At 70.1% G+C, this 26089-nt stretch carries 22 protein-coding genes; 13 read left to right on the top strand and 9 right to left on the bottom strand.

Features of this window, described 5'->3' with window-relative positions:
- Positions 1-49: 49 nt before the first annotated feature.
- On the top strand, positions 50-991 hold the full coding sequence (locus GUY59_RS04395) for a sigma-70 family RNA polymerase sigma factor (protein ID WP_138199035.1): 942 nt from the start codon (positions 50-52) through the stop codon (positions 989-991).
- 207 nt (positions 992-1198) lie between these two features.
- Here GUY59_RS04395 and GUY59_RS04390 read toward each other — a convergent pair whose 3' ends face one another.
- A complete protein-coding gene (locus GUY59_RS04390; protein WP_236666827.1) occupies positions 1199-2122 on the bottom strand; it encodes an ABC transporter substrate-binding protein in 924 nt (307 codons plus the stop codon).
- Positions 2123-2328: 206 nt separating this feature from the next.
- On the opposite strand from GUY59_RS04390, the gene GUY59_RS04385 reads away from it, so the two are divergent.
- The 7 genes from GUY59_RS04385 (at position 2329) to GUY59_RS04355 (ending at position 10713) form a co-directional block, all read left to right on the top strand.
- Entirely contained in the window at positions 2329-3642 is a 1314-nt protein-coding gene (locus tag GUY59_RS04385; protein WP_252374814.1) for an ammonium transporter, read from the top strand.
- Positions 3639-3977, top strand: a complete 339-nt coding sequence (locus tag GUY59_RS04380; RefSeq protein ID WP_132330737.1) for a P-II family nitrogen regulator — start codon at positions 3639-3641, stop codon at positions 3975-3977. The genes GUY59_RS04385 and GUY59_RS04380 overlap by 4 nt, the downstream gene beginning before the upstream one ends.
- A gap of 61 nt (positions 3978-4038) precedes the next feature.
- A complete protein-coding gene (locus GUY59_RS04375; protein ID WP_138199037.1) occupies positions 4039-6264 on the top strand; it encodes a [protein-PII] uridylyltransferase in 2226 nt (741 codons plus the stop codon).
- Positions 6265-6473: 209 nt separating this feature from the next.
- Entirely contained in the window at positions 6474-9323 is a 2850-nt protein-coding gene (locus tag GUY59_RS04370; RefSeq protein ID WP_161714396.1) for a sensor histidine kinase, read from the top strand.
- A gap of 25 nt (positions 9324-9348) precedes the next feature.
- Positions 9349-9771, top strand: a complete 423-nt coding sequence (locus tag GUY59_RS04365; protein ID WP_132330743.1) for a roadblock/LC7 domain-containing protein — start codon at positions 9349-9351, stop codon at positions 9769-9771.
- Positions 9772-9791: 20 nt separating this feature from the next.
- Positions 9792-10154, top strand: coding sequence for a DUF742 domain-containing protein (locus GUY59_RS04360; protein WP_132330745.1), 363 nt, complete (start codon positions 9792-9794; stop codon positions 10152-10154).
- Positions 10135-10713, top strand: a complete 579-nt coding sequence (locus GUY59_RS04355) for a GTP-binding protein (RefSeq protein ID WP_132330747.1) — start codon at positions 10135-10137, stop codon at positions 10711-10713. The genes GUY59_RS04360 and GUY59_RS04355 overlap by 20 nt, the downstream gene beginning before the upstream one ends.
- 235 nt (positions 10714-10948) lie before the next feature.
- Here GUY59_RS04355 and GUY59_RS04350 read toward each other — a convergent pair whose 3' ends face one another.
- From GUY59_RS04350 to GUY59_RS04325, 6 genes are all read right to left on the bottom strand, one after another.
- Positions 10949-11746 (bottom strand): TetR/AcrR family transcriptional regulator, encoded by a 798-nt coding sequence (locus GUY59_RS04350; RefSeq protein ID WP_212746133.1) that lies wholly within the window; start codon positions 11744-11746, stop codon positions 10949-10951.
- 174 nt (positions 11747-11920) lie between these two features.
- Positions 11921-13579, bottom strand: a complete 1659-nt coding sequence (betA, locus tag GUY59_RS04345) for a choline dehydrogenase (RefSeq protein WP_252374815.1) — start codon at positions 13577-13579, stop codon at positions 11921-11923.
- Entirely contained in the window at positions 13555-14490 is a 936-nt protein-coding gene (locus GUY59_RS04340; RefSeq protein ID WP_138199039.1) for an ABC transporter substrate-binding protein, read from the bottom strand. The genes betA and GUY59_RS04340 overlap by 25 nt, the downstream gene beginning before the upstream one ends.
- Positions 14491-14542: 52 nt before the next feature.
- Positions 14543-15517: an ABC transporter substrate-binding protein gene (locus GUY59_RS04335; protein ID WP_138199040.1), complete on the bottom strand. Its 975-nt coding sequence runs from the start codon at positions 15515-15517 to the stop codon at positions 14543-14545.
- Positions 15514-17430 carry an ABC transporter permease gene (locus tag GUY59_RS04330; RefSeq protein WP_138199041.1) on the bottom strand — a complete coding sequence of 639 codons (1917 nt, stop codon included), beginning with the start codon at positions 17428-17430 and terminating at the stop codon, positions 15514-15516. Before GUY59_RS04330 ends, GUY59_RS04335 begins: the two co-directional genes overlap by 4 nt.
- Positions 17427-18530 carry a quaternary amine ABC transporter ATP-binding protein gene (locus tag GUY59_RS04325; RefSeq protein WP_138199042.1) on the bottom strand — a complete coding sequence of 368 codons (1104 nt, stop codon included), beginning with the start codon at positions 18528-18530 and terminating at the stop codon, positions 17427-17429. The genes GUY59_RS04330 and GUY59_RS04325 overlap by 4 nt, the downstream gene beginning before the upstream one ends.
- Positions 18531-18819: 289 nt before the next feature.
- Between GUY59_RS04325 and GUY59_RS04320 the strand changes: the two genes are divergently transcribed.
- Genes GUY59_RS04320 through GUY59_RS04305 form a run of 4 tightly spaced genes read left to right on the top strand, consistent with a single transcriptional unit; the run spans position 18820 to position 22716 of the window.
- On the top strand, positions 18820-21375 hold the full coding sequence (locus tag GUY59_RS04320) for a sensor histidine kinase (RefSeq protein ID WP_138199043.1): 2556 nt from the start codon (positions 18820-18822) through the stop codon (positions 21373-21375).
- A complete protein-coding gene (locus tag GUY59_RS04315) occupies positions 21372-21794 on the top strand; it encodes a roadblock/LC7 domain-containing protein (protein WP_132330759.1) in 423 nt (140 codons plus the stop codon). Before GUY59_RS04320 ends, GUY59_RS04315 begins: the two co-directional genes overlap by 4 nt.
- Positions 21795-21854: 60 nt before the next feature.
- Complete coding sequence (locus GUY59_RS04310; RefSeq protein ID WP_201760498.1) at positions 21855-22169, top strand: DUF742 domain-containing protein; 315 nt, start codon at positions 21855-21857, stop codon at positions 22167-22169.
- Positions 22150-22716, top strand: coding sequence for a GTP-binding protein (locus tag GUY59_RS04305; protein WP_132330762.1), 567 nt, complete (start codon positions 22150-22152; stop codon positions 22714-22716). The genes GUY59_RS04310 and GUY59_RS04305 overlap by 20 nt, the downstream gene beginning before the upstream one ends.
- A gap of 1 nt (position 22717) precedes the next feature.
- On the opposite strand, the gene GUY59_RS04300 is transcribed toward GUY59_RS04305, so the two are convergent.
- Positions 22718-23677, bottom strand: coding sequence for an SIS domain-containing protein (locus tag GUY59_RS04300; protein WP_138199044.1), 960 nt, complete (start codon positions 23675-23677; stop codon positions 22718-22720).
- Entirely contained in the window at positions 23674-24576 is a 903-nt protein-coding gene (locus GUY59_RS04295; RefSeq protein ID WP_138199045.1) for an aminoglycoside phosphotransferase, read from the bottom strand. The genes GUY59_RS04300 and GUY59_RS04295 overlap by 4 nt, the downstream gene beginning before the upstream one ends.
- 388 nt (positions 24577-24964) lie before the next feature.
- On the opposite strand from GUY59_RS04295, the gene GUY59_RS04290 reads away from it, so the two are divergent.
- A complete protein-coding gene (locus GUY59_RS04290) occupies positions 24965-26089 on the top strand; it encodes a polyamine ABC transporter substrate-binding protein (protein WP_138199046.1) in 1125 nt (374 codons plus the stop codon).

The raw sequence follows: 26089 nt of genomic DNA, 5'->3' as shown, positions 1-26089 counted from the left end.
GGACGTTGGCCCGGTAGGGAACGCAGCTGCGGGAACGAGGTGCCTGGGGATGGCAAGGCCTACGGGGAGTCGCACGCAGGAGCAGCATGTCGCCGATCGCGACCTGCTGGGGACCTATCTGGCCGAGATCGGCCGGGTCCCCCTGCTCACGGCGGAGGAAGAGGTGGAGCTCGCCAAGCGGATAGAGGCGGGTCTCTTCGCCGAGCAGTTGCTCGACAGCGGGGGCTCGGAGCCGCGCATCGGGGACGCGGCGGACGAGGAGCTGGAGCGCCTGGCCATTTCCGGCCAGCGGGCCAAAGACGAGTTCATCCAGGCCAACCTGCGCCTGGTGGTGGCGGTGGCCAGGAAATACTCAGGCCGGGGGATGCCGCTCATCGACCTGGTGCAGGAGGGCAATCTCGGCCTGGTCCGCGCCGTGGAGAAGTTCGACTACCGGCGGGGCTACAAGTTCTCCACCTACGCGACGTGGTGGATCAGGCAGTCGGTGGGGCGGGCGATCCACGAGCAGGCGCGGCCGGTGCGGCTGCCCACGCACGCGGGCGAGCAGATGACCCGGTTGATGCGCGTGCGGCGCGACATCCTGGCGGAGTTCGACGCCGAGCCGACCGACGACGAGCTGGCCGAGATTCTCGACCTGCCGATCGAGCGGGTGCGTGAGCTGCGGCGGTGGGCGTCCGACCCGGTCTCGCTGCAGCTCGGGGTGGGAGACGAGGACGAGACCGAGCTGGGTGACATGATCGCCGACGAGACCTGGGCCGACCCGGAGCAGCAGGCCATCGACATCCTGGAGCGCGAGCGGCTGGACGAATGGCTGACCGGGCTGGAGGGCGTCACGAGCGAGATGCTGCGCTGGCGCTACGGTCTGCTCGACGGGCGCGAGCACACGCTCACGGAGGTCGGCGAACGTTACGGCATCGGCCGCGACCGCGCCCGCCGCATCGAGCGCGACGCCCTGGCCCGCCTCCGCAAGATGGCCACCGCCGCCGCCTGATGTCCCCACCGTGGACAGGCCACGTGGTCTACGGCGGGTCGAGCGGGCCGTAGGCACGCAGTGCGGCGCTCAGCCCGAGGGGGTTCCCGGAAGGCTTTTCTCAGGGACCGCCGCACGCCGGCAGACACCCGCGCACCCAGCAGATCGTGAGGTCGGGGTTGACGCGCGGGTGCTGCGGCCCGGTCCGGTCAAGGAAGGGCGATCGGGTCACACCAGCGGGGTGAGGTGTTCGTCGAGGTCGTCGAGGATCTTGCCGGCGGCGGTGACGCCGATGCCGGTCATCCAGATCTCGTCGTCCACGTTGTGGGCGTTGCCCGAGGTGACGGCCTTGAGGTTATTCCACAGAGGGCCGGCGGTGACCGTGGCCTGTGACTTGGCGGCGGCCTCGCCGTACGCGCTGTAGAAGATCGCGTCGCCGTCGGCCCTGGCGATGTTCTCCTGGCTGAGCTTGCCGAACCGTTTGTCGTCCTGGTCCTTCAGCAGTTGCGTCTCGGGCCGCGGGATGGCGGCGTCGCCCAGCACGATGCCGCTGAAGGACTCGGGCCCGTACATGCGGATCTCGGTGGGCATGAAGCGCACGATGCTCACCTCGAGCTTGGCGAACTTGGCGCCGACGTCCTTGGCCCGCTTCTCGTAGTCCGACAGCAGTCGCGCGGCCTGTTCCTTCTTGCCGAGCGCTTCGGCGTCGAGCAGGAAGTTGTCCTTCCAGGTGATGCCGACGCGCTCGGTGAAGACGGTGGGTGCGATCTTGCTGAGCTTGTCGTAGAAGGGGGCCTGCCGGAACTTGGAGCCGAGGATGAGGTCGGGCCGGAGCGCCATGATGGCTTCGAGGTTCAGCTCCTGGAGGGTGCCCACGGCCTTGGTGGTGTTGAGCGTGGGGCCGAGGTAGTCGGGCCAGGTCTGGTTCTGGGAGGCCTGCGCGGCCCCCACGGGCGTGAGGCCGAGCGAGACCATGGTGTCGAGCTTGTCGGTGTCGAGCACCACCACCCGCTTGGGGTTCATGGGCACGTCGGTCTCGCCCATGGCGTGCTTGACGGTCCGCGTGGGACCGGCCTCCTGGGAGGAGGTGGAACTACCGCAGGCGACGAGGGCGAAGGAGAGCGTGGCGGCGAGGGCCAGGCGAAGACGCATGGGCATTCCTTGATCGATTAGGTAAGGCAAGCCTAAGTATTCCACGCCTCATTAGTGCCGTGCCGTAACCGTTGCTGTGAAAAGGCCGAAACTCGCCCGAAACACCCGTACGGCGAGATTCACGAATGTGAAACACACCTGGTCGAGCCACGAAACCCCAGCCGAACACGCTGTGGCCACACGTCACATGTAAGGAGGGTCGCGTCGTGGAGATCGATAGCGGCACGACTGCCTGGATGCTCACGGCCGCCGCACTGGTGCTGTTGATGACTCCGGGCCTCGCGTTCTTTTACGGAGGCATGACCAGGGCCAAGAGCGTCCTGAACATGATGATGATGTCGTTCGGCGCCATCGTCACCGTCACCATCACCTGGATGCTCTTCGGGCACTCGCTGGCCTTCACCGACAACCCCAGCTCGGCCCTCAACACCTTCGTCGGCGGTTTCGACGCCCTGGGCCTGCAGGGTCTGGTCGACACCGCCACCGCGGACGACGGCACCGGCATGCCGAGCCTCGTCTTCTCCATGTTCCAGATGACCTTCGCGATCATCACGGTCGCGCTGATCAGCGGCGCGATCGCGGATCGGGCGAAGTTCGGGGCGTGGGTGCTCTTCACCGTCATCTGGGCCACGGTCGTCTACTTCCCGGTCGCGCACTGGGTGTGGGGCACCGGCTGGCTCAACACCATGGGCATCGAGGACTTCGCCGGCGGCACCGTCGTGCACATCAACGCAGGAGCGGCGGCGCTCGCGCTCGCCCTGGTGCTCGGCAGGCGGCAGGGCTGGCGCAAGGAGCCGATGCGGCCGCACAACCTGACGCTGGTGCTGCTCGGCGCGGCCCTGCTGTGGTTCGGCTGGTTCGGCTTCAACGCCGGCTCCGAGCTCGCCGTGGACGGCATCACCGGTCTGGCCTTCATCAACACGCAGGTCGCCACCGCGGTCGCCGTAGGCGCCTGGCTCCTCGTGGAGAAGCTGCGCGACGGGCACGCCACCAGCCTGGGCGCCGCCTCCGGCGCGGTCGCCGGTCTGGTCGCCATCACCCCGGCCTGTGGTTTCGTCGACCCCTGGGCCGCGATGGTGATCGGCCTGCTGGCCGGCGCGGCCTGCGCCTACGCCGTCGGCCTGAAGTACCGGCTCGGCTACGACGACTCGCTCGACGTGGTCGGCGTGCACCTGGTGGGCGGCGTGGTCGGCGCCGTCGCCCTCGGCTTCCTGGCCGCCTACCCCGCCACGGACCAGCAGAGCGAGGGCCTGTTCTACGGAGGCGGCTTCGGGCAGCTCGGCCTGCAGGTGCTCGGCCCGGTCGCGGTCGGCGCCTACTCCTTCGTCATCACGTGGATCATCGGCACGATCATCCACAAGACCCTCGGCTTCCGCATCTCCTCCGAGGACGAGGTCACCGGCGTCGACATCACCACCCACGCCGAGACGGGCTACGACCTCGGCACCGTTCACGCCTCCGGCGTGAGCTCGTCCAACGGCCCCGTCACCGCTCCTGTCACGAAGAAGGTGGACGCATGAGGCTCATCACGGCGATCGTCAAGCCCTTCAAGCTGGATGACGTCAAGGCGGCGCTCGAGCAGTTCGGCATCAAGGGCATGACGGTCAGCGAGGCGAGCGGCTACGGCCGGCAGCGCGGCCACACCGAGGTCTACCGCGGCGCCGAGTACCAGGTCGACCTGGTGCCGAAGGTCAGGATCGAGGTCCTCGCCGAAGAGGACGACACCGAGGACGTGATCGACGTCATCGTCAAGGCCGCGCACACCGGCAAGATCGGCGACGGCAAGGTCTGGTCCGTGCCCGTGGACACCGTCGTCCGCGTCCGCACGGGAGAGAGGGGCCCGGAGGCCCTGTGATGGAACCCAGGCGACGCCCGGACGACGGGGTCCGGGCGGAGCTCGGCAAGGGGGCACAGGAGTGAGGGGCGAGGCCCGTTCGTACGCCGCGGCGCGCAAGGAGCGGGCCGCGGACACCGACCGCTGGCTCAAGGATCTCTTCCGTACGGCCGGCGGCGGCGAGCACGCCTCTCTGGTCGCCGTCGGGAGCCTGGGCAGGGGCGAGCTGGCCCCCGGCAGCGACCTCGACCTCGTCCTGCTGCACAACGGGCGGGCCGACGTCGCCAGGATCGCCGACCGGATCTGGTATCCGATCTGGGACTCGGCGGTCAACCTCGACCATTCCGTGCGCACGGTCGAGGAAGCGGTGGCCGTCGCGCGGCAGGACCTGAAGGCCGTGCTCGGCCTCATCCAGGCCAGGCACGTGGCGGGCGATCCCGAGCTGACCCGCAAGGCCAGGGAGGCGGTGCTCGCCGAGTGGCGGGCCGACTCCCGGCGCCGGCTCGGCGAGTTGCGCGCCGCCGCGGACCAGCGGGCCCGCGCCAGCGGCGAGCTGGCCTTCCTGCTCGAACCCGACCTGAGGGACGGCCGCGGCGGGCTCCGCGACGTCCAGGCCATGCAGGCGGTGGCCGCCGCCTGGGTCGCCTCGGCGCCCGGCCCCAGGGCGCGGGAGGCGTACGAGCTCATCCTCGACGTGCGGCACGCGCTGCACGTCGTCACCGGCCGCGGCACCGACCGGCTGGTGCTGCAGGAGCAGGACGCGGTGGCGGGGCTGCTCGGGCTGCTCGACGCCGAGGCGCTGATGCGCAGGCTCGCCGAGGCGGGCCGTACGGTCTCCCACGCGTTCGACACCACCTGGCGCACCGTTGACAGGGTCCTGTCAGGCCCCGCTCCCCGGGGCCGCCGCCCGCTGGCGGACGGCGTGGTCGAACACGGCGGCGAGGTCGTGCTCGCCAGGGGGGTCGACCCGCGCCGGGATCCCGTGCTGGTGCTGCGGGCCGCCGCCGCGGCGGCCGACTCGGGGCTGCCCCTCGCGCCCGCCACGGTCTCCGTTCTGGCTGCTCAGTCGCCGCCGATGCCGGTGCCGTGGCCCGAGGAGGCGCGCGACGCGCTGGTGTCGATCCTCGGCGCGGGCCGCGCCGCCGTGCCCGTGTGGGAGGAGCTCGACCAGGCGGGCATCCTTGTCAAGCTGCTTCCTGACTGGGAGCGCGTACGCCACCGTCCCCAGCGCAATCCGATCCACCGGTTCACGGTCGACCGGCACCTGATCGAAGCCGCCGCGAACGCCGCCGGCCACACCCGCGAGGTCGCCCGCCCCGACCTGCTGCTGATCGGGGCGCTGCTGCACGACATCGGCAAGGGCTGGCCCGGCGACCACTCGGCGACGGGCGAGGTCGTGGTCCGCGACATCGCCACGCGCATCGGCCTGCCCCCGGCCGACGTGGAGATCCTCGCGACCGTCGTCCGCCACCACCTGCTGCTGCCGGAGACCGCCACCCGCAGGGACCTCGACGATCCCGTCACGATCGAGAAGGTCGCGGCGACGGTCGGCACGCGGGAGGTGCTCGACCTGCTGGCCGCCCTGGCGGTGGCCGACGGTCACGCGACCGGCCCGGCCGCGTGGAACGCCTGGAAGGCGGGGCTCGTCGCCGACCTCGTACGCCGTGTCAGGTCGGTGCTGGCCGGTTCGCCTCCGCCGAGGCCGCCCGTGCTCTCGTCCGAGCAGGCGTCGCTCGCCCGGCACGGCGGCGGGGCCGTCCGCGTCCACGGGGGAGCGGTCACGGTCGTCGCCCCCGACCGGATGGGGTTGCTGTGGAGCGCCGCGGGCGTGCTGGCGGCGCACCGGCTCGTCGTACGCTCCGCCTCGGCCGCCTCCGCGGGGTCCACGGCCGTGATCGAGTTCTCCGTCATCCCCGAGTACGGCTCGCCGCCCGACCCCGCGACGCTGGAGGCGGATCTCCGTCTCGTCCTTGCTGGGCGTCTTGACATCGAGCAGCGGCTGGCCCGCCGTACGCGGTCGATGAGGCCGCCTCGTGTGCCCGTCGCTCCACCCCGCGTGACGTTGGTGGACGACGCCTCGGCGACCGCCACCGTGGTGGAAGTCAGGGCTCATGACAGGCCGGGGCTGCTGTGGCGCATCGGACGGGCGTTCGGTGAGTGCGGTCTTGACGTGAGGGCCGCTCGCGTGGAGACTCTCGGCGCGGAGGCGGTGGACGTTTTCTACGTTGTGGATCGCGCCGGTCGCCCCCTCCGCGACGACGCGCAGAGGGTCCAAGTCCGCGATCAGGTGCTTGCCGCACTGAGATAACCAACAGCACACGACTGGCGGACACCTTTGTAACAATGGTGTCCGAAATGCCTGGTAAGTCGGATGCTGTGGATACCTTGTGGACGACTTGAGGGCTCGTTGACTGAGGGGACGATTGAGGGGTAGCGGAAGCAGTGACTACGGGGAACTCCGGCGGCGGCCCAGCCGCGCAGCGGGACCGCGAACGGCGGTCACTGCCACGCTTCGGCTTGCGTAACTGGCGCGTGCGGTGGCGGCTCACCGCGCTCATCCTGGTGCCCACCATCGCCGGCGTCGTGCTCGGGGGAGCGCGGGTGGTCGAGTCGGTGCAGAGCATCGGCGTCTACGACCGCACGGCCATCGGCGCCGAGCAGGCCGGGCGCCTTCGCGACCTCGTGCAGGCGATCGGGCTGGAGCGTGACACCGCCGGCTGGGCGGGCGCGAGCCGCGCCGTGCGCAAGAAGCTCGCCGCCCCGCTGGAGCAGCGCAAGGCCGCCGTCGACACCCTGGTCAAGACCGTGCGCTCCGACCTCGCCACGATGGACGCGTCTTACGGCCCTCGCATCGTCAAGGCCGCCGACCAGGCGAAATACGACCTGAGCCGGCTGGCCCAGATCCGGGAGGAGGGCCGGACCGACACCGTACGCTACGACTTCCTCACCGACACCCTCCTCAGGCTGCACGACGAGCTGAGCCTGCTCTCGGACGACTCGCAGATCATCGGGCAGTTCCGCGCGCTCAGCGCCCTCGCCTCGGCCAAGGAGGAGGTCTCCCGGCAGCGCGTCCAGCTGCTCCAGGCGTCCTACAACACCCAGCGGGTGGGCGCCGACGAGGTCGAGGCGTTCATCGCCTCCAACGCCCGCCAGCAGAGCGACATCGCCGCCGTCGGCGCGGAGGCCGGCCCCGACGTCGGGCTCACGTTGTCCAGGCGGCTGACCGGCACCGAGGAGTACGTCAACGTCCAGCTCACCAAGGCGCGCGCGATCACACTGGTCAGCGGCCGGTCGCCGGGGGCGCGGATCACCGAGAACCTGATCTCCGCCACGGGCGACCGCGAGCAGTGGTTCAAGCAGAACACGACCACCATCGACGTGCTCCACGGCATCGAGGAGGACCTGGCCGGCAAGGTAGGCCTGCGCAGCCAGGAACTGCGCAGCGCGGAGATCCGCAACGCGGTCATCGCGGGAGTGCTCATCGTGGCGCTGCTGCTGCTCGTCCTGCTCCTCACCGTGGCCATCGCCCGCTCCATGGTCGGCCCGCTGCGCCGTCTGCGCACCGAGGCGCTGGAGATCGCCGGCTTCCGGCTGCCCGACGTGGTCCGGCGGCTGCGCGTCAGCGGCGAGGGCTCCGCCGGCGAGGTACGCCCCATCGAGGTCGAGGGCAACGACGAGATCGGCGAGGTGGCCAGGGCCTTCGACCAGGTGCACCGGCAGGCCGTGCGGCTGGCGGGCGAGGAGGCCGAGCTGCGCAGCAACATCAGCTCGATGTTCGTCAACCTCTCGCGCCGCACCCAGACGCTGGTCGAGCGGCAGATCTCGCTGATCGACGGCCTGGAGAAGGGCGAGCAGGACGGCGCCCGGCTGGCCGACCTGTTCAAGCTCGACCACCTGGCCACCCGCATGCGCCGCAACTCCGAGAACCTGCTGGTCCTCGCCGGCCACGAGGCCACCCGCCGGCGCAGCCAGCCGGCCAAGCTGGTCGACGTCGTACGCGCCGCGCTGTCGGAGGTCGAAGGCTACGAGCGTGTCCAGGTCAAGGTGCACCGGGCCACCTCGGTGGTCGGCAGCGCCGCCAACGACCTGGTCCACCTGGTCGCCGAGCTGGTCGAGAACGCCATCCAGTTCAGCCCGAACAACTCCCAGGTCACGGTCACCAGCAGCCTCATCGAGGGCGGCGGCGCGCTGGTGTCGGTGACCGACACCGGCATCAGCATGACCGAGGACGAGCTGGCCGAGGCCAACCGCCGCCTGGCCGAGCCCCCGGTCGTGGACGTGTCGGTGTCCCGGCGCATGGGCTTGTTCGTGGTCGGCCGGCTGGCGCTGCGCCACGGCATCAGGGTGCAGCTCAGGAAGGGCGAGGGGTCGGGGCTGATCGCCATGGTGCTGCTGCCGCCCGCGCTGATCGCCGACGGCGCGCAGCAGCCGCTGCCGCAGCGCCCGGCGTTCGGCGGCGGGACCGTGCCGGGTCAGGCGGGCGTGCCGGGCCAGGTGGGTGTGCCGGGCCAGGTGGGTGTGCCGGGCCAGGTAAGTGTGCCCGGCCAGGCCGGTCAGCCCGCCTCGAACGGGACGTTCCGGTCGTTCGGCAGCTTCGACTCCTTCGACCCGGGCGCCCCCCGCCCCGGCACCGCCGGCCGGCTCGGTGGAGCGCCCAGGCACGGCGGCCCGGGCACGTACGACAGCGCGCCGGGGACGCCCGGGCCGGCGTTCGGTTCGCACCCTTCCGACCCCGGCAGGGCGGGCGTCAACGGCTTCACCGCCGACACCGACGGCGGTTCCTACCGCAGGCACCCGGCCTCGTTCGACTCCGGGACCTTCCCGTCGTACCCGAGCCAGGGCTCCGCGCGATCAGGAAATGGCGCGTTCCAGACGCCGCCGTCCCAGTCGTACCCCACGAACGACGTGCGCAGGCCCGACCCGGCCCCCTCGGCCGGGGTGTCGCCTGCGGAGCAGGAGGACTTCCTGCCGATCTTCGCGTCGGTGGAGTCGGCGTGGTTCCGCAGACCGCCGGAGGATCAGGCGGCGCAGGCGGAGGGCGGCGGCGATGCCACGCCGGCGCAGGCCGTACGCTCTGGTGAGGAAGCGTGGCGAACCGCCGCCGATGCCGGCTGGCAGGCGGCGGCCGCCGCGAGCGAGCCGAGTCTCGGTGGCATCACCGCCGCCGGGCTTCCGAAACGCACTCCCAAGGCGAATCTGGTTCCCGGCACGGCGGCCGGCCCGGCGGCACCGCAGCAACAGCAGCCGCGACGGCAGGCGCCCGCGCCCCCGGTCTCCGCAGACCGGATGCGCAGCCGGATGGCCGGTTTTCAGCAGGGGATGCGACGGGCCCGCCAGGAAGTTCGTGGACAGGAGGAACAAGAGTGAGTAAGCGTCCCGCTGGGGAGGGTGCGTGACAACCCTGAGCCATGAGGCACATCGCTTCGACTGGCTGATCACCGACTTCGTCCGCAACACGCCAGGTGTGGCGCACGCTGTCGTCGTCTCGGCCGACGGCCTGTGCCTGGCGGCGTCGGAGGGCTTTCCACCCGACAGGGCCGACCAGCTCGCCGCGGTCTCCGCCGGCCTGCTGAGCCTGACGGTGGGCGCGTCCAGGGTCTTCGAGGGCGGGTCTGTGACGCAGACCGTCGTCGAGATGCAGCGTGGACTGCTCCTGGTCATGGCGATCAGCGACGGTTCCGTGCTCACGGTGCTGGCCGCGCCCGACTGCGACATGGGGCTCGTGGCGTACCAGATGACGCTGCTGGTGGACCGGGCGGGACAGGCGCTCACGCCGGCCCTGCGCGCGGAGCTTCAGGCGGCCAGGACGCGGTGACGAACTGATGGGAGAGGGTCGTGTACGGCGTTGACGGGGCCGGGGACGACGAGCCCCTGTTCCGCCCTTACGCGGTGACCGGCGGACGATCCGAGCCCCGCTATCACCTCGCGATGGAGACGTTGATCTCGTCCATGTCGATCGCGGACGACGAGATGGCCCTGCTCACCCCGGAGCAGGAGGCCATCATGCAGTTGTGCAGGACGTTCCGGTCGGTCGCCGAGATCTCGGCCCTGCTCCGCGTCCCCCTGGGTGTCGCCAGGGTGCTCGTGGCGGACATGTCCGATGAAGGGCTTGTCCGCCTGCACCAGCCACACCTCACCGAGGGACAGCCAGACCTCAACATGCTCGAAAGGGTGCTCAGTGGACTACGCAGGCTCTAGCCCCGGCCTCACGTCGACCAAGATCGTCGTCGCGGGAGGCTTCGGCGTCGGCAAGACGACGTTCGTGGGGGCGGTGTCCGAGATCCTCCCGCTCACCACGGAAGCGGTGATGACCGACGCGTCCGCCGGCATCGACGACCTCGGTATGACGCCCAACAAGCAGACCACGACCGTGGCGATGGACTTCGGCCGTCTGTCGCTGGACCGTGACCTGATCCTCTACCTGTTCGGCACGCCGGGGCAGCATCGGTTCTGGTTCATGTGGGACGACCTGGTGCGTGGCGCGATCGGCGCCGTGGTGCTGCTCGACACCCGCCGCCTGGCCGACAGCTTCCCGGCCATCGACTACTTCGAAGAGGCCAAGCTGCCGTTCGTGATCGGCATCAACGGCTGGGAGGGCCAGTTTCCGCACTCCGACCAGGAGGTCAGGGAGGCGCTGGCGCTGTCGCCGCAGGTGCCGATCGTACGCACCGACGCCCGCAACCGCGAGTCGGTCAAGTCGACGCTGATCTCGCTGGTCGAGCACGTCGTACGGCTGCGCTCCGCGCCCGTGCGCTAGCGCTCCCGCGGGCTCCACGGCACGTCGACGAGCGAGTTCGAGCACCGGCACGAGCTGCTCCTCCTCGTAGGCGAAGTGCGACTTGAGCTCGCCGGCGAAGCGGTCGAGCGCGGCGGCTCCGGAGGCCGTCCTCAGGTCCTCGACCAGCTCGGCGACCAGGCCGCGGGGATCATGACGTTGCTGCTGCTGCCCCGGATGGTGGGACGGGCCAAGCCGCTGCAGGCACGCTGCCGGCCTACGAGCGGGCGTTGTCCGGCGCCTGACCGCCCTCGGCGGCCCGGCTGTTCACCAGCGCCTCGATGCCGTCGAGCACACGCTGGAGGCCGAACTCGAAGGCGTGCTCGGCGCTGTAGGCGGCGTTGAGCTCCTCACCCACCGCCTGCCCCACCCGGGTCGCCGTGGGATAGCGGTCGACGTCGGCGATCCTGCCGAGGAAGGGCGAGTGCGCGGCCCACCACTGTTCGTCGGTCATGCCCGTCCGGGTCTCGGCCTGCGCCGCCTCCACCGCCCCGCGGGCCGTGCCGTGCACGAAACCGGTGATCAGGGTGATCACCGAGTCCATCTCCACGTCCGTCAGCCCGATCCCGTCGATCGCGCGCAGTTCGTAGTCGTACTTCGCGGTGACGTTCGGGCCGAGCACCGGGCGGCTCGTCGCCACCTGCAGCAGCCACGGGTGGCGCAGGTAGAGGGCCCAGTTCTCCCTGGCGATCTGCTCCAGCCGGCCCCGCCAGCCGCCGGGCACGTCCTCCGGCCTGGAGGTCTCGCCGTAGACGGTGTCCAGTATGACGTCGAACAGTTCCGGTTTGCCGGGCACGTACGTGTAGAGCGACATCGTCCCGACGCCCAGCCGCTCGGCCACGCGGCGCATGGACAGCGCCTGCAGGCCCTCCGCGTCGGCCACCTCGATGGCGGCGCGCACGATGCGGTCGACGCTCAGCTCCGGCTTGCCCTTGCGGCTGGCCCGCTCGCCGGTGCGCCAGAGCAGCGCCAGGCTGCGCGCCGGGTCGCCCTTGCCCGAGTACTCGACGGTCACCATCGTACGGTACACCGTACGGCAGTCGTTGTCGGTCAAGGGCTTGCTCCAGCTCAGAGACTCGCTGGGGGAGCAGTTCGTCCACGGGTTCGTGCTGTACACGGGAAGACGGTCGCTCTCTTTCGGCGATCGGCTGACGGCGCTGCCGATCAGTGCGTTGTGGGGCAGATAGCCCTAATCCGGCGGCCGCGGGTGGCGGTAGAACTCCACGGGATCCGGAGGTAACGGGGTGTTGCCGAGGATGAGGTCGGCCGCCTTCTCGGCGAGCATCATGACCGGGGCGTAGATGTTGCCGTTGGTGACGTACGGCATCGCCGAGGCGTCCACCACGCGCAGCCCGTCGAGGCCGTGCACGCGCATCGTTTCCGGGTCCACCACCGCCGTCTCGTCAGTGCCCATCTTGCAGGTGCAGGAGGGGTGGAGCGCGGTCTCGGCGTCCCTGGCCACCCAGTCGAGGATGTCCTCGTCGCTCTGCACGGCGGGGCCGGGGGACAGTTCGCCGGCGTCGAGGTCGGCCCAGGCGGGCTGGGACAGGATGGTCCTGGTGTGCCTGACGGCCTCCACCCACTCGCGGCGGTCCTGGTCGGTGGAGAGGTAGTTGAAGCGCAGCGCGGGCTTGGCTCGGGGGTCGGCCGACGTGATCCGCACCGAGCCCCTGGCGTCGGAGTACATCGGGCCGATGTGCACCTGGTAGCCGTGGCCGCCGGCCGGGGCGGAGCCGTCGTAGCGCACCGCGATCGGCAGGAAGTGGAACATCAGGTTGGGGTAGGCCACGTCGTCGTTGGAGCGGATGAAGCCGCCGGCCTCGAAGTGGTTGGTGGCCCCCGGGCCGCTCCTGCGGAAGAGCCAGTCGGCGCCGATGAGGGGCCTGCGCCACCTGGCAAGCGACGGCTGCTGCGAGACCGGCTGCCTGCAGCCGTGCTGGACGTACACCTCCAGGTGGTCCTGCAGGTTCTCGCCCACGCCGGGCAGGTCGTGCACCATCGGCACGCCCAGGGGCTCCAGAAGGGCGCGCGGGCCGACGCCTGACAGTTGCAGGAGTTGCGGGGTGTTGACGGCGCCGGAGCTCAGGATGACCTCGCCCGCCTCGATGCGTTCGCCGTCGCAGCGCACGCCGACGGCCCTGGTGCCGTCGAAGAGCACCCGCGCCACGAAGGCGCGGGTCCTGACCGTGAGATTGCGCCGGCGGCGTACGGGGTGCAGGTAGGCGCGGGCGGCGCTGAGCCGGCGGCCGCGGTGCACGTTGCGGTCGAAGGCGGCGAAGCCCTCCTGGCGGTAGCCGTTCACGTCGTCGGTGAGCGGATGGCCGGCCTGCTGCACGGCCTCGAAGAAGGCCTCGAAGAGGGGTCCTCGGGCCGGGCCGCGTTCGAGCTTGAGGGGGCCGTCGCCGCCGCGGAAGTCGGTGTCGGGCTCGGCCAGGCAGGTCTCCATGCGTTTGAAGTAGGGCAGGCAGTGCGCGTGGTCCCAACGCTCCATGCCGGGATCGGCTGCCCATCGTTCGTAGTCGAGCGGGTTGCCGCGCTGGAAGATCATGCCGTTGATGCTGCTGGAGCCGCCCAGCACCTTGCCGCGGGCGTGGTAGACACGGCGGCCGTTCATGTGCGGCTCGGGCTCGGACTCGTACTTCCAGTCGTAGAAGCGGCTGCCGATCGGGAACATCAGCGCGGCGGGCATGTGGATGAACACGTCCCACAGGTAGTCGGGCCTGCCGGCCTCCAGCACCAGCACGGACGTCGAGGGGTCGGCGCTGAGCCGGTTGGCCAGGGCGCAGCCCGCGCTGCCGCCTCCCACGATGACGTAGTCGTACCTCAACGGGGTATCCAGTCCTTCCACACGATCTTGTTCTCGGCGACCCACCGCTCGGCCGCCTGCTCGGCGGTCAGCCTCTCGTTGATCATGTCACTGGCCACGGTGTTCTGGTCGTCGTTGGTCCAGTTGAAGTTGCGGACCAGCTCGTACGCCCGCCCGCCGGTCTCCGCGAACCGCCGGCTGACGATCTTGTCGAGCAGATAGGGCGGATAGTCGCAGGCGACCTTGGCCGGGACCTCGTCGCAGCCCACCGCGTACGCGGGCAGCGCGACCTTGACGAGTTTCACCTTGGTGAACAGCCATTGCGGTTCGTAGAAATACATGAGCAAGGGCGTCCGATTCCTCGTCGCGGACTGGGCCGCCTTGATCAGTTCCTCTTCGCTGCCCGAGTAGACGACCTTGTAATCGAGGTTGAGGTTCTTGACGAGTGCTTCGTCGTTGGTGACGAACGAGGGATCACCGTCCAGGATCTGTCCGGCATTTCCCGTCTTCTCCGTTCGGAAGAGGCGCGCGTACTTATTGAGGTTTCGGTAGTCCGTAATGTCGGGGTATTTTTTGGCCATCCATTCGGGGACGTACCAGCCGATCACTCCCTTGTTCCCCGTGAGCCCGGCCGACAGGGCGACCTTCTTCTCCTCGATGAACTCTTTCTTCAGATCGTTGTGTCCCCAGTTCTCGACGATCACGTCCACCTTGCCGGATGCGAAGTCGCGCCAGGATTGCTCCTCCGCCGCCTTGCGCGTCTTCACCGTGTATCCCAGCTCGTGTTCGAGCAGGTACGCCAGCACGGCCGCCTGGGCCTCGTACCCCACCCAGGCGTGGACGTCGATGTTGACCGTGCCCTTGGACACGGTGGCCGAGTCGGGCTCCTCGCTGGAGCAGGCCGCCAGGAGCAGGGCCGCGACCAGCGGCCCGACGAGCGTCTTCATTCGCATGAGAGGTCTCCGTGCCCGGGCCCCGCGTGCGGGGGCCCGGGTCATCGAGGGGCTACTTGGGGATCCACGCCTGCCACTTGGCGGGATTGGCCTCGATCCACTTCTTGGCGGCCTCCTCGCCGGTCATGCCGTTGTTGGTCATGTCGTCGGCGACGGCGTTCTGGTCCTCGTTGGTCCAGGTGAAGTTCTTGATCAGCTCGTACGCCTTGCCGCCGGTGTCGGCGAACCTCTTGCTGACGATCTTGTCGAGGTCCATCTCCGGGTAGTCGCAGGCCACCTTCTTCGGGTCGGCGTCGCAACCCTCGGTGTAGGGAGGCAGGTTGACCCGGACCAGCTCGGTCTGGCTGAACAGCCAGTGCGGGTCCCAGAAGTAGAACAGCAGCGGCTTCTTCTGCGCCTGCGCCTGCTGGGCGCCCTTGATCAGGGCCGCCTCGCTGCCGCCGGTGACGATCTTGTAGTCGAGCTTGAGGTTCTTGATCAACGCGGCCTCGTTGCTGACGTACGACGGGTCGCCGAACAGCAGCTGGCCCTTGTCGCCCGACTCGGAGGTCTCGAACAGCTCGGCGTACTTGTTGAGGTTCTTCCAGTCGGTGATGCCGGGGTGCTCGTCGGCCATCCACTTGGGGATGTACCAGCCGATGACGCCCTTGTTACCGGTGGAGCCCGCCTCGACGGCGACCTTCTTCTCCTCGATGAACTGTTTCTTCAGATCGGGGTGCCCCCAGTTCTCGATGATGACGTCGACGTCGCCGGTCTCGAAGCCCTCCCAGGCCAGTTGCTCCTTGATCTCGGGCAGCTCGACCTCGTAGCCGAGCTCGTTCTTCAACAGGTACGCCACGACGTTGGCGCTGGCCTCGTACCCGACCCACGGGTTGATGGCGATCTTCACCGTGCCGGCGGTGGTGCCGGAGGCACTGGCGCCGGCGTCGGGAGCGGCCGAGCCGGTCGAGGTGTCGACCGTGGCTCCGCCGCAGCCCATCGCGGTGAGCCCTAGGGCGAGAAGGCCTGCGAGCAGGCGAATCTTCATGTGAACTTCCTTTTTCGGGGGGAAGAGCGCCTGTCGGCGCCCTGCGTGATGCGGTCGAGCATGACTCCGAGGAGCACCGTGGCGATGCCCGCCACGAAGCCCATGCCGAAGTCGGTCCGCTGGGAGAAGCCGAGGACCACGTCGTAGCCGAGCGCGCCCGCCCCGACCAGGCCGCCGATGACGACCATGGCCAGCGTCATCACGATGCCCTGGTTGGCCGCGAGCAGGATGGCCCTCCTGGCCATCGGCAACTGCACCTTCCACAGCAGCTGGCGCGGGGTCGAGCCGGCCGAGGCGGCGGCCTCGACGACCGTGGCGGGCACGGCCCTGATGCCGTCCTCGACCAGGCGTACGACCGGCGGGACGGCGAAGATGACGGAGGCGAAGATCGCGGTGAACCTGGTGGTGCCGAAGAGCGCCAGCGCCGGCAGCAGGTAGACGAACGCGGGCATGGTCTGCGCGGCGTCGAGCACGGGTCGCTGCACGGCCGAGAAGCGCGGCGAGCGGGCCGCGGCCACCCCGAGCAGCAGGCCGATGGCCAGCGTGGCGAGCACCGCGACGGCCACGGTGCTCATCGTCATCATGCTGTGCTCCCACAGGCCGAGCAGCGCGATGGCGAGCAGGCAGGCCAGAGCCGTCAGCGCGGGACGCAGCCCGCTCACCCGCCAGGCGGCCGCCAGCACGGCGAGCGCCACCAGCCACCAGGGGGCCGAGGTGAGCAGTGACTCCAGCGGGTTGAGCAGCACCCGGGTGGTGGCGTCCTTGATGAACGTCGTCACCGGGTACCAGTTCGTCTCGGCCCAGCGGACGGCGTCGTTCACCTGCGCCACGACGTTGACGGTCAGGTTCTCCGGCCAGACGCGCGGCAGCACGGGGATGAGCGCGAGCCCGGCCACCGCCAGCAGCCCCGCCCCGGCGAGGTCGAGCCGGGAGGTGGTGGCGTGCGCGTCCCGGCGGGCGAGCGCCATCGTCATCCGGTCGAGCATCACCGCCATGATCACCACGGCCACGCCCGCCGGGAGCATGATGCCGACCTGCGCCCGCGACAGGCCGCGGATGATGTCGCCGCCCAGCCCAGGGGCCGAGATCAGGTTCGCGATGACGACCATGGACAGCGCCATCATGATCGTCTGGTTGACCGCCAGCGCCATCGTGGACCTGGCCAGCGGCAGGTAGACCTTGAACAACGTCTGCCGGCCCGTGGCGCCCAGCGAGGCGGACGCCTCGACCGCCGTGGGGGAGACCCCCGAGACGGCCAGGGCGGTGATGCGGATGGCGGGCGGGATCGCGTAGATCATCGTCGCGATGGCGCCGGCGGGCGCGCCGATGTGGAAGAACAGTGCGAGCGGCGCCAGATACGCGAACGTCGGCATGATCTGCATGACGTCGAGAACCGGCGTCAGTGCCCTGCGCACCCGGCCGGAGAGTCCCGCCCACACGCCCAGCGGGATGCCGACGGCCAGCGACAGCAGCACCGCGACCGCGACCAGGGCCAGCGTGTCGACGCTCGACTCCCAGAGGCCGAGCAGGCCGAACGCGCTCACGCCGCCCACCGCCAGCGCCGCGATCCACCGGCCGCCGGCCAGCCAGCCGAGCGCGCCCATGGCGCCGGTGATGCCGGGCCAGCCGAGCGCGTACAGGACGGTGTGGAAGGCGTCGAAGAGCCCGCCGACGAAGAGCCTGATGTAGTTGAGGAAGTACAGGAAGAGCGGGTTGTCGTTCCTGTTGTCGTCGATCCACTCGCGCAGCTCGGTGACGGCCAGGAACGGCGCCGCCTCCCTGCTGTGCGGCAGCGTCGCCGTGTCGCGGAAGACCAGGTACGCCGCCGCGAACACCACCGCCGCCCCCGCCGGCGCCGCCCATCTCGGCAGGCCGAGACGGGAGGGCGTGCCGACGGCCGTGGCGCTGCTCATGCGCCCGCTCGCACGGGGCGCTCCAGACCCGACAGGAACGACAGCAGGTCGACCCGGTCCACGACGCCCGCCAGCTCGCCGCCGTCCACGACCCTGATCGGCCGGGCGGAGGCGGAGGAGGCGGCGATGGCGTCCTTGATGACCGTGGAGACCGGCAGCTCCGGCCCGTCCAGCGACTCGCCGGGCTCGGGCGGCCGGCAGAGCCAGCGCAGCGTCAGCACGTGGCTTCTCGGCACGTCGCGCACGAAGTCGGCCACGTAGTCGTCGGCGGGCGCGCCCACCAGCTCCTCCGCGGTGCCGAGCTGCACGATCGAGCCCGCACGCATGATCGCGATCCGCTCGCCCAGCTTGAGCGCCTCCGACAGGTCGTGCGTGATGAACACCATCGTCTTGCCGACCTCCCGGTGCAGGCGGATGACCTCGGCCTGCATGTCGCGCCTGATCAGCGGGTCGAGCGCACTGAACGGCTCGTCGAACAACATCACCTGCGGGTCCACGGCCAGTGCGCGGGCCAGCCCGACCCGCTGCTGCATGCCGCCGGAGAGCTGGTCGGGGTAGGCGTCGGCGTGGCCGTCGAGGCCGACCAAGGTGAGGATCTCCGCGGCCCGCTCGTGCCTGGCGGCCCTGGGGGTGCCCTGGATCTCCAGCCCGTACGCGACGTTGTCGATCACCTTGCGGTGCGGCAGCAGGCCGAAGTGCTGGAAGACCATGCTGACCTGGTGCCGCCGGATCTCGCGGAGCCGGGCGGGCGAGGCGCGGCCGATGTCCTCGCCGCCGATCCTGATCTCGCCCGCGCTGGGTTCGATGAGCCGCGTGAGGCAGCGTACGAGTGTCGACTTGCCGCTGCCGGACAGCCCCATGACCACGAAGACCTCGCCGGGGCGCACTTCGAAACCGACGTCCCTGACGGCGGCGGTGCAGCCGGTCTTCTCTCGCAGCGCGGCGGGGTCGAGATGTCTGTCCTCGCTGTCCAGCACTTTCTGCGCCTTGGGCCCGAAGATCTTCCAAAGGCCTTCGACGGTGATGGCCGCGCTGTGAGAATCGCCCACACTCGCCTCCTCGTATTGACGTCGCTCAACATATGTGGTGATTAGCGCCATTCTCAACGCTGTGACACTCCAGAGATCACGGTGCGGCTTCCGTGTTATGTGCTGAAACGTACTAACCACTCATTGGCGGACATCTATCTAGATGTGGGTTACTTTCCCGCCCAGGGTGCTTCCCGCGTGGGATCCAAAGTTCTATCCTCATGTGTCACACGACTCGACTTTTGTCGCGTTAAGTTCGATTGGCCGTCCTGTATGGGATGTGTTCCAATTACCCGCACTTGCTGATATCCCCCGGGGTGCATGCCCCCTCATATACGCCGATTCGGGCGAGGTGCGTTCGGTGAGTACAGAGCTGGGCGAGAGGCAGGCCGGCAAGAGCGGCTGGCGGCTGCGCAACTGGCGCGTGCGTGCGCGTCTGGTCGCGCTCATCCTCATCCCGACGGCCGCCGCCGTACTGCTGGGCGGTGTCCAGGTGCTCGCCTCGACCTCCGCCGCCACCGACTACGCCCGTACGAACCTGTTCGCCCGGATGTCGGCGGAGCTCGGCGAGCTCACCCACCAGGTGTCCGCCGAACGGGCCAGAACGGCGTGGTACATCGCGCGCGACCGGCCCGCGGACGAGCTGAACGCCGTACGCACCCAGATGGGCCAGGTCGACCAGTCCGTCAAAGAGGTACGCGGCCTCGCGCAGTCCGTGCTGGGCGACGCGACCGGCCGCACCGCGGACCAGATCGAGACCCTGCTCACCCGCCTGAACGACCTGAACGCCCTGCGCGCGCAGGCCCTCGACGCCAACCTGCTGCCCGGCCCTGCCGTCGAGCTCTACACGACGGTGATCGCCGACCTGCTGTCCGTGCACAACGAGCTGATCAAGGGCAGCGTCGACGACGAGTTGTTCCGCCAGACCCGCATGCTCGACGGTCTCGCCAGGGCCAAGGAGAGCGTCTCCTACCAGCAGGCGCTGGTCACGATCGTGCTGGTGGAGGGCGCGTTCGACCCTGACCAGCTCAAGAGATTCCTCGGTGAGCAGTCCAAGGAGGCCAACGAGCGCAAGGGCTTCGCCGAGGAGGCCACCGCCGAGGAACGCCGCTTCTTCGACGAGACCGTCAACGGCAGATCCGCCGACCGCATGCTGTTCCTGCGCGAGCTGGTGCTGATCAGGGCCACCAACGAGCTGCCACTGCGCGGGCTCGACCAGGCCAGGCGCGACGACGCCAAGGAGTGGCACGACGGCGCCGCCGTGGTCGTCGACTCCATGCGCACGGTCGAGCGGCGCCAGGCCCAGGGGATCGTGGCACGCAGCGAGGCGCTCAGCGCGGACGAGCGGAGCAAGGCGTTCGTGACCGCGGGCGCGGTGCTCGCGCTGCTGGTCGCCGTGCTGCTGATCACCACCGGCGTGGCCAGGTCGCTCGTACGCCCCCTGCGCCGCCTCCGCGGCGAGGCGCTGGAGATCGCGGGCCGGCGGCTGCCCGACTTCGTGCAGCACCTGCGCGAGTCGCGCGACGGAGCGGTCAACGCCGAGGTACCGCCCATCGGCATCTTCTCCAAGGACGAGGTGGGCGAGGTCGCGCGCGCGTTCGACGAGGTGCACCGCGAGGCCGTACGGCTGGCGGGCGACGAGGCGCGGCTGCGCTCCAACGTCAACGCCATGTTCGTCAACCTGTCCAGGCGCAGCCAGACACTGGTCGAGCGGCAGCTCACGCTGATCGAGCGGCTGGAGCGCGGCGAGCGCGACGACGCCCGGCTCGGCGACCTGTTCAAGCTCGACCACCTGGCCACCCGCATGCGCCGCAACAGCGAGAACCTGCTCGTCCTGGCCGGTCAGGAGGCCGCGCGCAAGTGGAGCGAGCCGGTCGAGCTGATGGACATCGTACGGGCGGCGCTGGGCGAGGTGGAGAGCTACGACCGGGTCGGCGTCCAGGTCGAGTCGGACGTCGCGATCGCGGGCCAGGCCGTCACCGACGTGGTGCACCTGCTCGCGGAGCTGGTCGAGAACGCCGTCTCCTTCTCCTCCAGGGACACCAAGGTCATCATCTCCAGCAGCCGCATCGACGAGGGCAGCCTGATGTTGTCGGTCACCGACCGGGGGATCGGCATGAACGCCGACGAGCTGGCCGAGGCCAACTGGCGACTGGCCAACCCGCCGGTCGTGGACGTGTCGGTGTCGCGCCGCATGGGCCTGTTCGTGGTGGGCCGGCTGGCGTTGCGGCACACCGTCAGGGTGCAGCTGCGGGCGCAGGACATCGGCGGCCTGACCGCCATGGTGCTGATCCCGCCGATGTTGCTCACCGAGGTGCCGAGCGCCGTGCCCGCGCCGGGCCGGGTCCAGGTGCCCAGGCAGGCGCAGGTGCACACGTCGTCCTTCGGGACCGCCGAGTCGTACGCGGCGCCCGTTCACACCCCGTCGCCCGCCTTCCTGACCGGACCTCCGCCGGGGCATCCCTCGTTCGACGACGCTCCCATGGCGGCCGAGCCGTCGTCGTGGTTCGGCCCGCCGGCCGGCCTGGACGCGCCGCGCACCCGTGCGGCCGGGACGCCGCCCGACCTGCCGGGGCCGTCGCAGGAGGAGTTCCTGCCCATCTACACCGCCGTCGAGGGGAGCAGCTGGTTCAGCAAGGCGGCGCCCACCGCCGACCACCGCGAGGACTCCTGGAGCTCACCCGCCGACCAGGGATGGCAGGCCGCGGGCGCGACCTCGGAGCCTGCCCAGGGCGGCACCACGAACTCGGGCTTGCCGAAAAGGACGCCGAAGGCGAATCTGGTACCGGGTGCCGCAAATCCGGCGCCCGCTCCAGCTCCCGCTCCACCGCTGTCCCCTGATCGGCTGCGTTCCAGGCTGGCCAGTTACCAGCAGGGCGTGCGCAAGGGCCGTGCCGAGCTCGAGGAGGACTCATGAAGGAGCTTAGCCAGGCCGCCAGGGACATCAACTGGCTGGTCACCGGCTTCGTCGAAGAGGTGCCCGGCGTCGCGCACGCCGTGGTCGTCTCCGCCGACGGGCTGCCGATGGCCTATTCGCGGGGCTTCCCCAAGGACCGCGCCGACCAGCTCGCCGCCATCGCGGCGGGCCTGGTGAGCCTGACGCACGGGTCGGCGCGGGTGTTCGAGGGCGGAGGCGTCACCCAGACCCTCGTCGAGATGGAGCGCGGGCTGCTGCTCGTGATGTCGATCAGCGACGGTTCCTGCCTGGCTGTGCTGGCCGCCCCCGACTGCGACATGGGGCTGGTCGCCTACCAGATGACGATCCTGGTGGAGCGCGCGGGCCAGGTGCTCACGCCCGCCGTACGGGCGGAGCTGTCCGCCGCACGTCCGTGGTGATGGGAGTCAATCGTGGCATCGTGGGATAACGGTGAGCCCGAGCGCAGCTCGCTCGTCCGCATGTACGCCGTCACCGGCGGCAGGACCGCTCCGCGCACCCAGCTGGCCATGGAGGCCCTGGTGTCGTCGGCGACCTCGGCCCAGCTCGGCATGACCTACACCCGCGAATACCGGGCGATCAGCGAGCTGTGCCGGCAGGTGAGGTCCGTGGCGGAGATCTCGGCGCTGCTGGGCGTCCCGCTCGGGGTGGCGCGGGTGCTGGTCGCCGACATGGAGGCGGACGGGCTCGTCAGGGTGTACCAGCCGCAGCTGAACGCCGGCCTCCCCGACCAGAAACTGCTTGAAAGGGTGTTGAGTGGACTTCGCAGGCTCTGACCGGCTCACCTCGACGAAGATCGTCGTAGCGGGCGGGTTCGGCGTGGGCAAGACCACCTTCGTGGGCTCCGTGTCCGAAATCCTGCCGCTGACCACCGAGGCGGTCATGACGGACGCGTCGGCGGGCATCGACGACCTCGGCCACACGCCGGGCAAGACCACCACCACCGTCGCCATGGACTTCGGGCGGCTCTCCCTGGCCGGTGACCTGATCCTCTACCTGTTCGGCACGCCCGGCCAGTACCGCTTCTGGTTCATGTGGGACGACCTCGTGCGCGGGGCCATCGGCGCCGTGGTGCTGGTCGACTCGCGCCGTCTGGCCGACAGTTTCCCCGCCGTCGACTACTTCGAGGAGTCGCGGATCCCGTTCGTGGTCGGCCTGAATGGCTGGAACGGCGAGTTCCCGCACCGCGAGAGCGAGGTACGCGAGGCGCTCACCCTCTCGCCGCACGTGCCGATCGTGCGCACGGACGCGCGGGCGCGCCCGGCGGTGAAGCGCACCCTCATCACGCTTGTCGAGCATGCGATGACCGTGCGCGCCGGCTGACCTACCGGCCGCTCCACCAGTGGGCGGCCACCAGCTCGGCCACCAGGGTCTCGGTCAGCAGGGCCACCTCGGGGTCGCCGTCGTGCCGGTACCGTACGGCGGCCGTGGCGTCCTTCACCTCCGCGCCGACGGTGAGCGCCGTCGAACCCCGCCGGCGCACCCAGTCCATGGCCTGGTCGTCATAGCGGGAACCCGGGTAGAGCAGGGCCCGGTAGTCGAGGGTCTTGGTGAGGTAGACGTCCACGTGGGACCAGTCACCCGTCTCGCAGGCGTCGGCCGGGCGGCGCGGGCCCTCGCGGAACATCAGCGCCGACTGCTCCGCCGACGACAGGCGCTCGACGGGGGCGACGGTGTAGACCCCATGCGGGCCGTCGAGCAGCTCCAGCGCCTGCGGGAGCCAGGCGTCCGCGCGTTCCAGCAGGTCGGAGGTGGCTTCGGCGGCCCGCCGTACGAGGGCGGGCACGTCGCGGTCGCGCCCCGTGAGCGTGGCCTCCATGAGCAGCAGCAGTGCCAGGGTGTGCTGGAACGTCCGGCACGCGACGCCGCCGCGCTCCTCGCCCGCGTGCATGGGGATCACCAGGTCGGCCGCCTCGGCGAGCGGCGAGGCCGTGGCGTTGGTGAGCGCGGCGACAGGGGAGGGGCCGCCCGCGTACCTGGCCGTGGCGTCGAGGGTCTCCCCGCTGGCGCCGGTGGCGGAGATCGGCACGACCAAGGTGTCCCGCCCGGCCGGATAGGTGGCGGCGGCGGAGGCGTAGTCGGCGTACGCGTCGACGCCGGCCGCGCGCAGGCGCAGGGCCGCCACTCCGGCGGCGTACCGGGAACTGCCCATGCCGAGGAAGAGCACCCTCGTGATGCCCTCGGGCAGGGCGCGGAACGGGTCGTCCTCGGCCAGGGCGGCGGCGAGGCGCCGCAGCGCCTCCGGCTTGGCCCGCAGGTCGGACAGATAGAGCTCGGGATTCACGCGTCATTCTCCTCGGGATACCAGGTGTGCAGAACGCCCATGGGGGCGTAGCGCCAGCGGGGCAGGTGCCGGGCGGCGTAGATGAGCTCCCGGCACTCCTGCTCCACCTCGAACGGCCGGATCAGCCGGTCGTCGAGCAGGTCGGGCCTGCCCCGTTCGGCCAGGCGGGCCCGGTAGGCCGACAAGAGGGCGGCGCGGGCGGCGGCCGCCCACGCGGCGGCCTCGGCGGGCGGCGTGGACCGGCGCTTGATCGCCACCTGCGCCACGTGGTCCAGGCTCGTGGTGAGCTGGGCGACGTCCCTCGCCGCCGGCTGGTACGGGTCCGCGCCGGCGACCGTGGGGTTGCCGTCGAAGTCGATCACGGCGTAGCCGCCCTCCCACCGCAGGACCTGGCCGACGTGGAGGTCGCCGTGGATCCTGATGCGCGGACCCGCCGCGAGGGCGCCCAGCGGGGCCAGGTCGCGCCGGATGGCCTCGGACCTTGAGCCCAGCCACGCACCGTCGTCACCGCCGGTCAGCTCCAGGGCCTGCGCGAGCGCGCCCGCTGCCCGCGCCGCGAGGTCAGGGCCGCCACCGCCGGTGGGCGGGGGCAATGTGGCGAGCGCGAGGTGCAGGTCGGCGGCGAGGCGGCCGAGAGAGGTGGCGAAGGCGGTGGCGTCCGCCCTGCCCGGCGCGGCGGCCTGGTCGACGCACCACTCCCAGCCGTCCCGTGCCCCGGGCAGATAGCCCGTGACCAGGGCGAGGAGATGGTCGCGGCCGTCCAGCACCGCGGTCAGCGCCGCGTAGGGAGGAGCGGTGTCGTTGAAGCCGGCCTGGGCGAGGTGCGCGAGGATCTCCGGGGCGGGGTGCGGCAGGGGCGCCGGCGGGGCCAGCCACTTGACTACCACCTTTTCGGCCACGACGACGGAGTAGTTAGTCTGGTCAACGTGCGGGCCGAAACCCCGCTCACCTGGGACCCCGGTGTGGAGATCCACAGTCTCGTACGAGAGGCTGGGCAACGGCCGGAAACGGCGCACCGCGAAAGGCGGCGGCGGATCCTCGTCCAGCAGCCGTACGACCGCGGTGGAGAGCCCATGATCTCGGCCGGTGAAGGGCTTCTCACCGAGAGAGATCAACCGGGGCCCTATTGAATCCCAATTCAACACGATAGCCAAACTTCCAGGTAGCAATGTCATAAAAAGTCTTGCCCATGTTGATATCTGCTGCAACACTCCTGATCTGGTCCGCTGTGTCCGGTAAGGTCGCGCGACCCCTCTTCCCCCGCAAAATCAAGAAGGAGTAGCGGCCGTGTCCCGTATCCGGTTCACCCGTCGTCTCCCGGCCGCCTTCGCGGCGGCCGGCCTCGCGCTTGCCGTCGCGGCGTGCGGCGGTGAGTCGTCGACAAGCCCAGAAGACACGAACGCGGCGGCGGCCGACGACCTCAAGCCGAACGCGGACCTGACCAAGCAGTCGATCCAGGTGACGGTCTGGGACGGCTACCTGCCCGAGGAGTTCACCAAGAAGGCCAAGGAGCAACTGAAGGTCAAGGACCTCAAGATCGCTCTCCACGCCACCAATGAGGACGCGATGGCCAAGCTGACCGCCTCCGGCGACAGCGGCATCGACGTGGCGTTCGTGTCCGGCCAGTACGCCCAGGCGCTCAACGAGCAGGGCCTGCTGGAGCCGATCCACCCCGAGCTGATCCCCAACCTGGCCAACCTCTACCCCGAGGCCACGCAGCTCTCCTACGACAAGGGCAACAAGATCTCCGTGCCCTACACCTGGGGCACGACCGGCATCTGTTACCGGACCGACCTGGTGAAGAAGAAGCCGACCAGCTGGAACGATCTGCTCAAGCCGCCGGCCTGGGCCGACAAGAAGGTCACCATGATGACCACCGAGCGCTGGCTGGCCCTGCCCGCGCTCAAGGCGCTCGGCTACTCGGTCAACACCGACAAGGACGAGGAGATCGCGCAGGCCAAGGAGCTCCTCCTCGCCCAGAAGCCGCATCTGCTCGGCTACGACGACACGACGTTCGGCGACAAGCTGAAGTCCGGCGAGGCCCTCATGGTCGAGGCGTGGGACGGCTGGTGCCCGACCACCGACCCGAAGGGCAACATCGCGTTCGAGGTGCCGAAGGAGGGCAGCGACCTCTGGGTGGACACCATGGTGATCATGAAGTCCTCCAAGAACAAGGAGGCCGCGCACGCGCTCATCAACTACATCCTCGCCCCCGAGAACCACAGCTGGGCGGCCGAGAACATCAACTACAAGGTGCCCAACAAGGCCGCCATGGAGCGCGTGAAGGTCGCGAAGGGCTCGCTGCTCGGCATCAAGCCGGACGAGCTGCTCGACGGCGAGTCGATCGTCGACCTGGGGCAGGCGTCCACGAAGTACACCCGTCTTTCGACGGAAGTCACGGCGCAGTCGTAA

The organism is Nonomuraea sp. K271, assembly GCF_009908215.1.
Classification (GTDB): Bacteria; Actinomycetota; Actinomycetes; order Streptosporangiales; family Streptosporangiaceae; genus Nonomuraea; species Nonomuraea longispora.
Note: the sequence above shows the minus strand (reverse complement) of the source record. Positions and strands in the feature narration are given on the sequence as shown.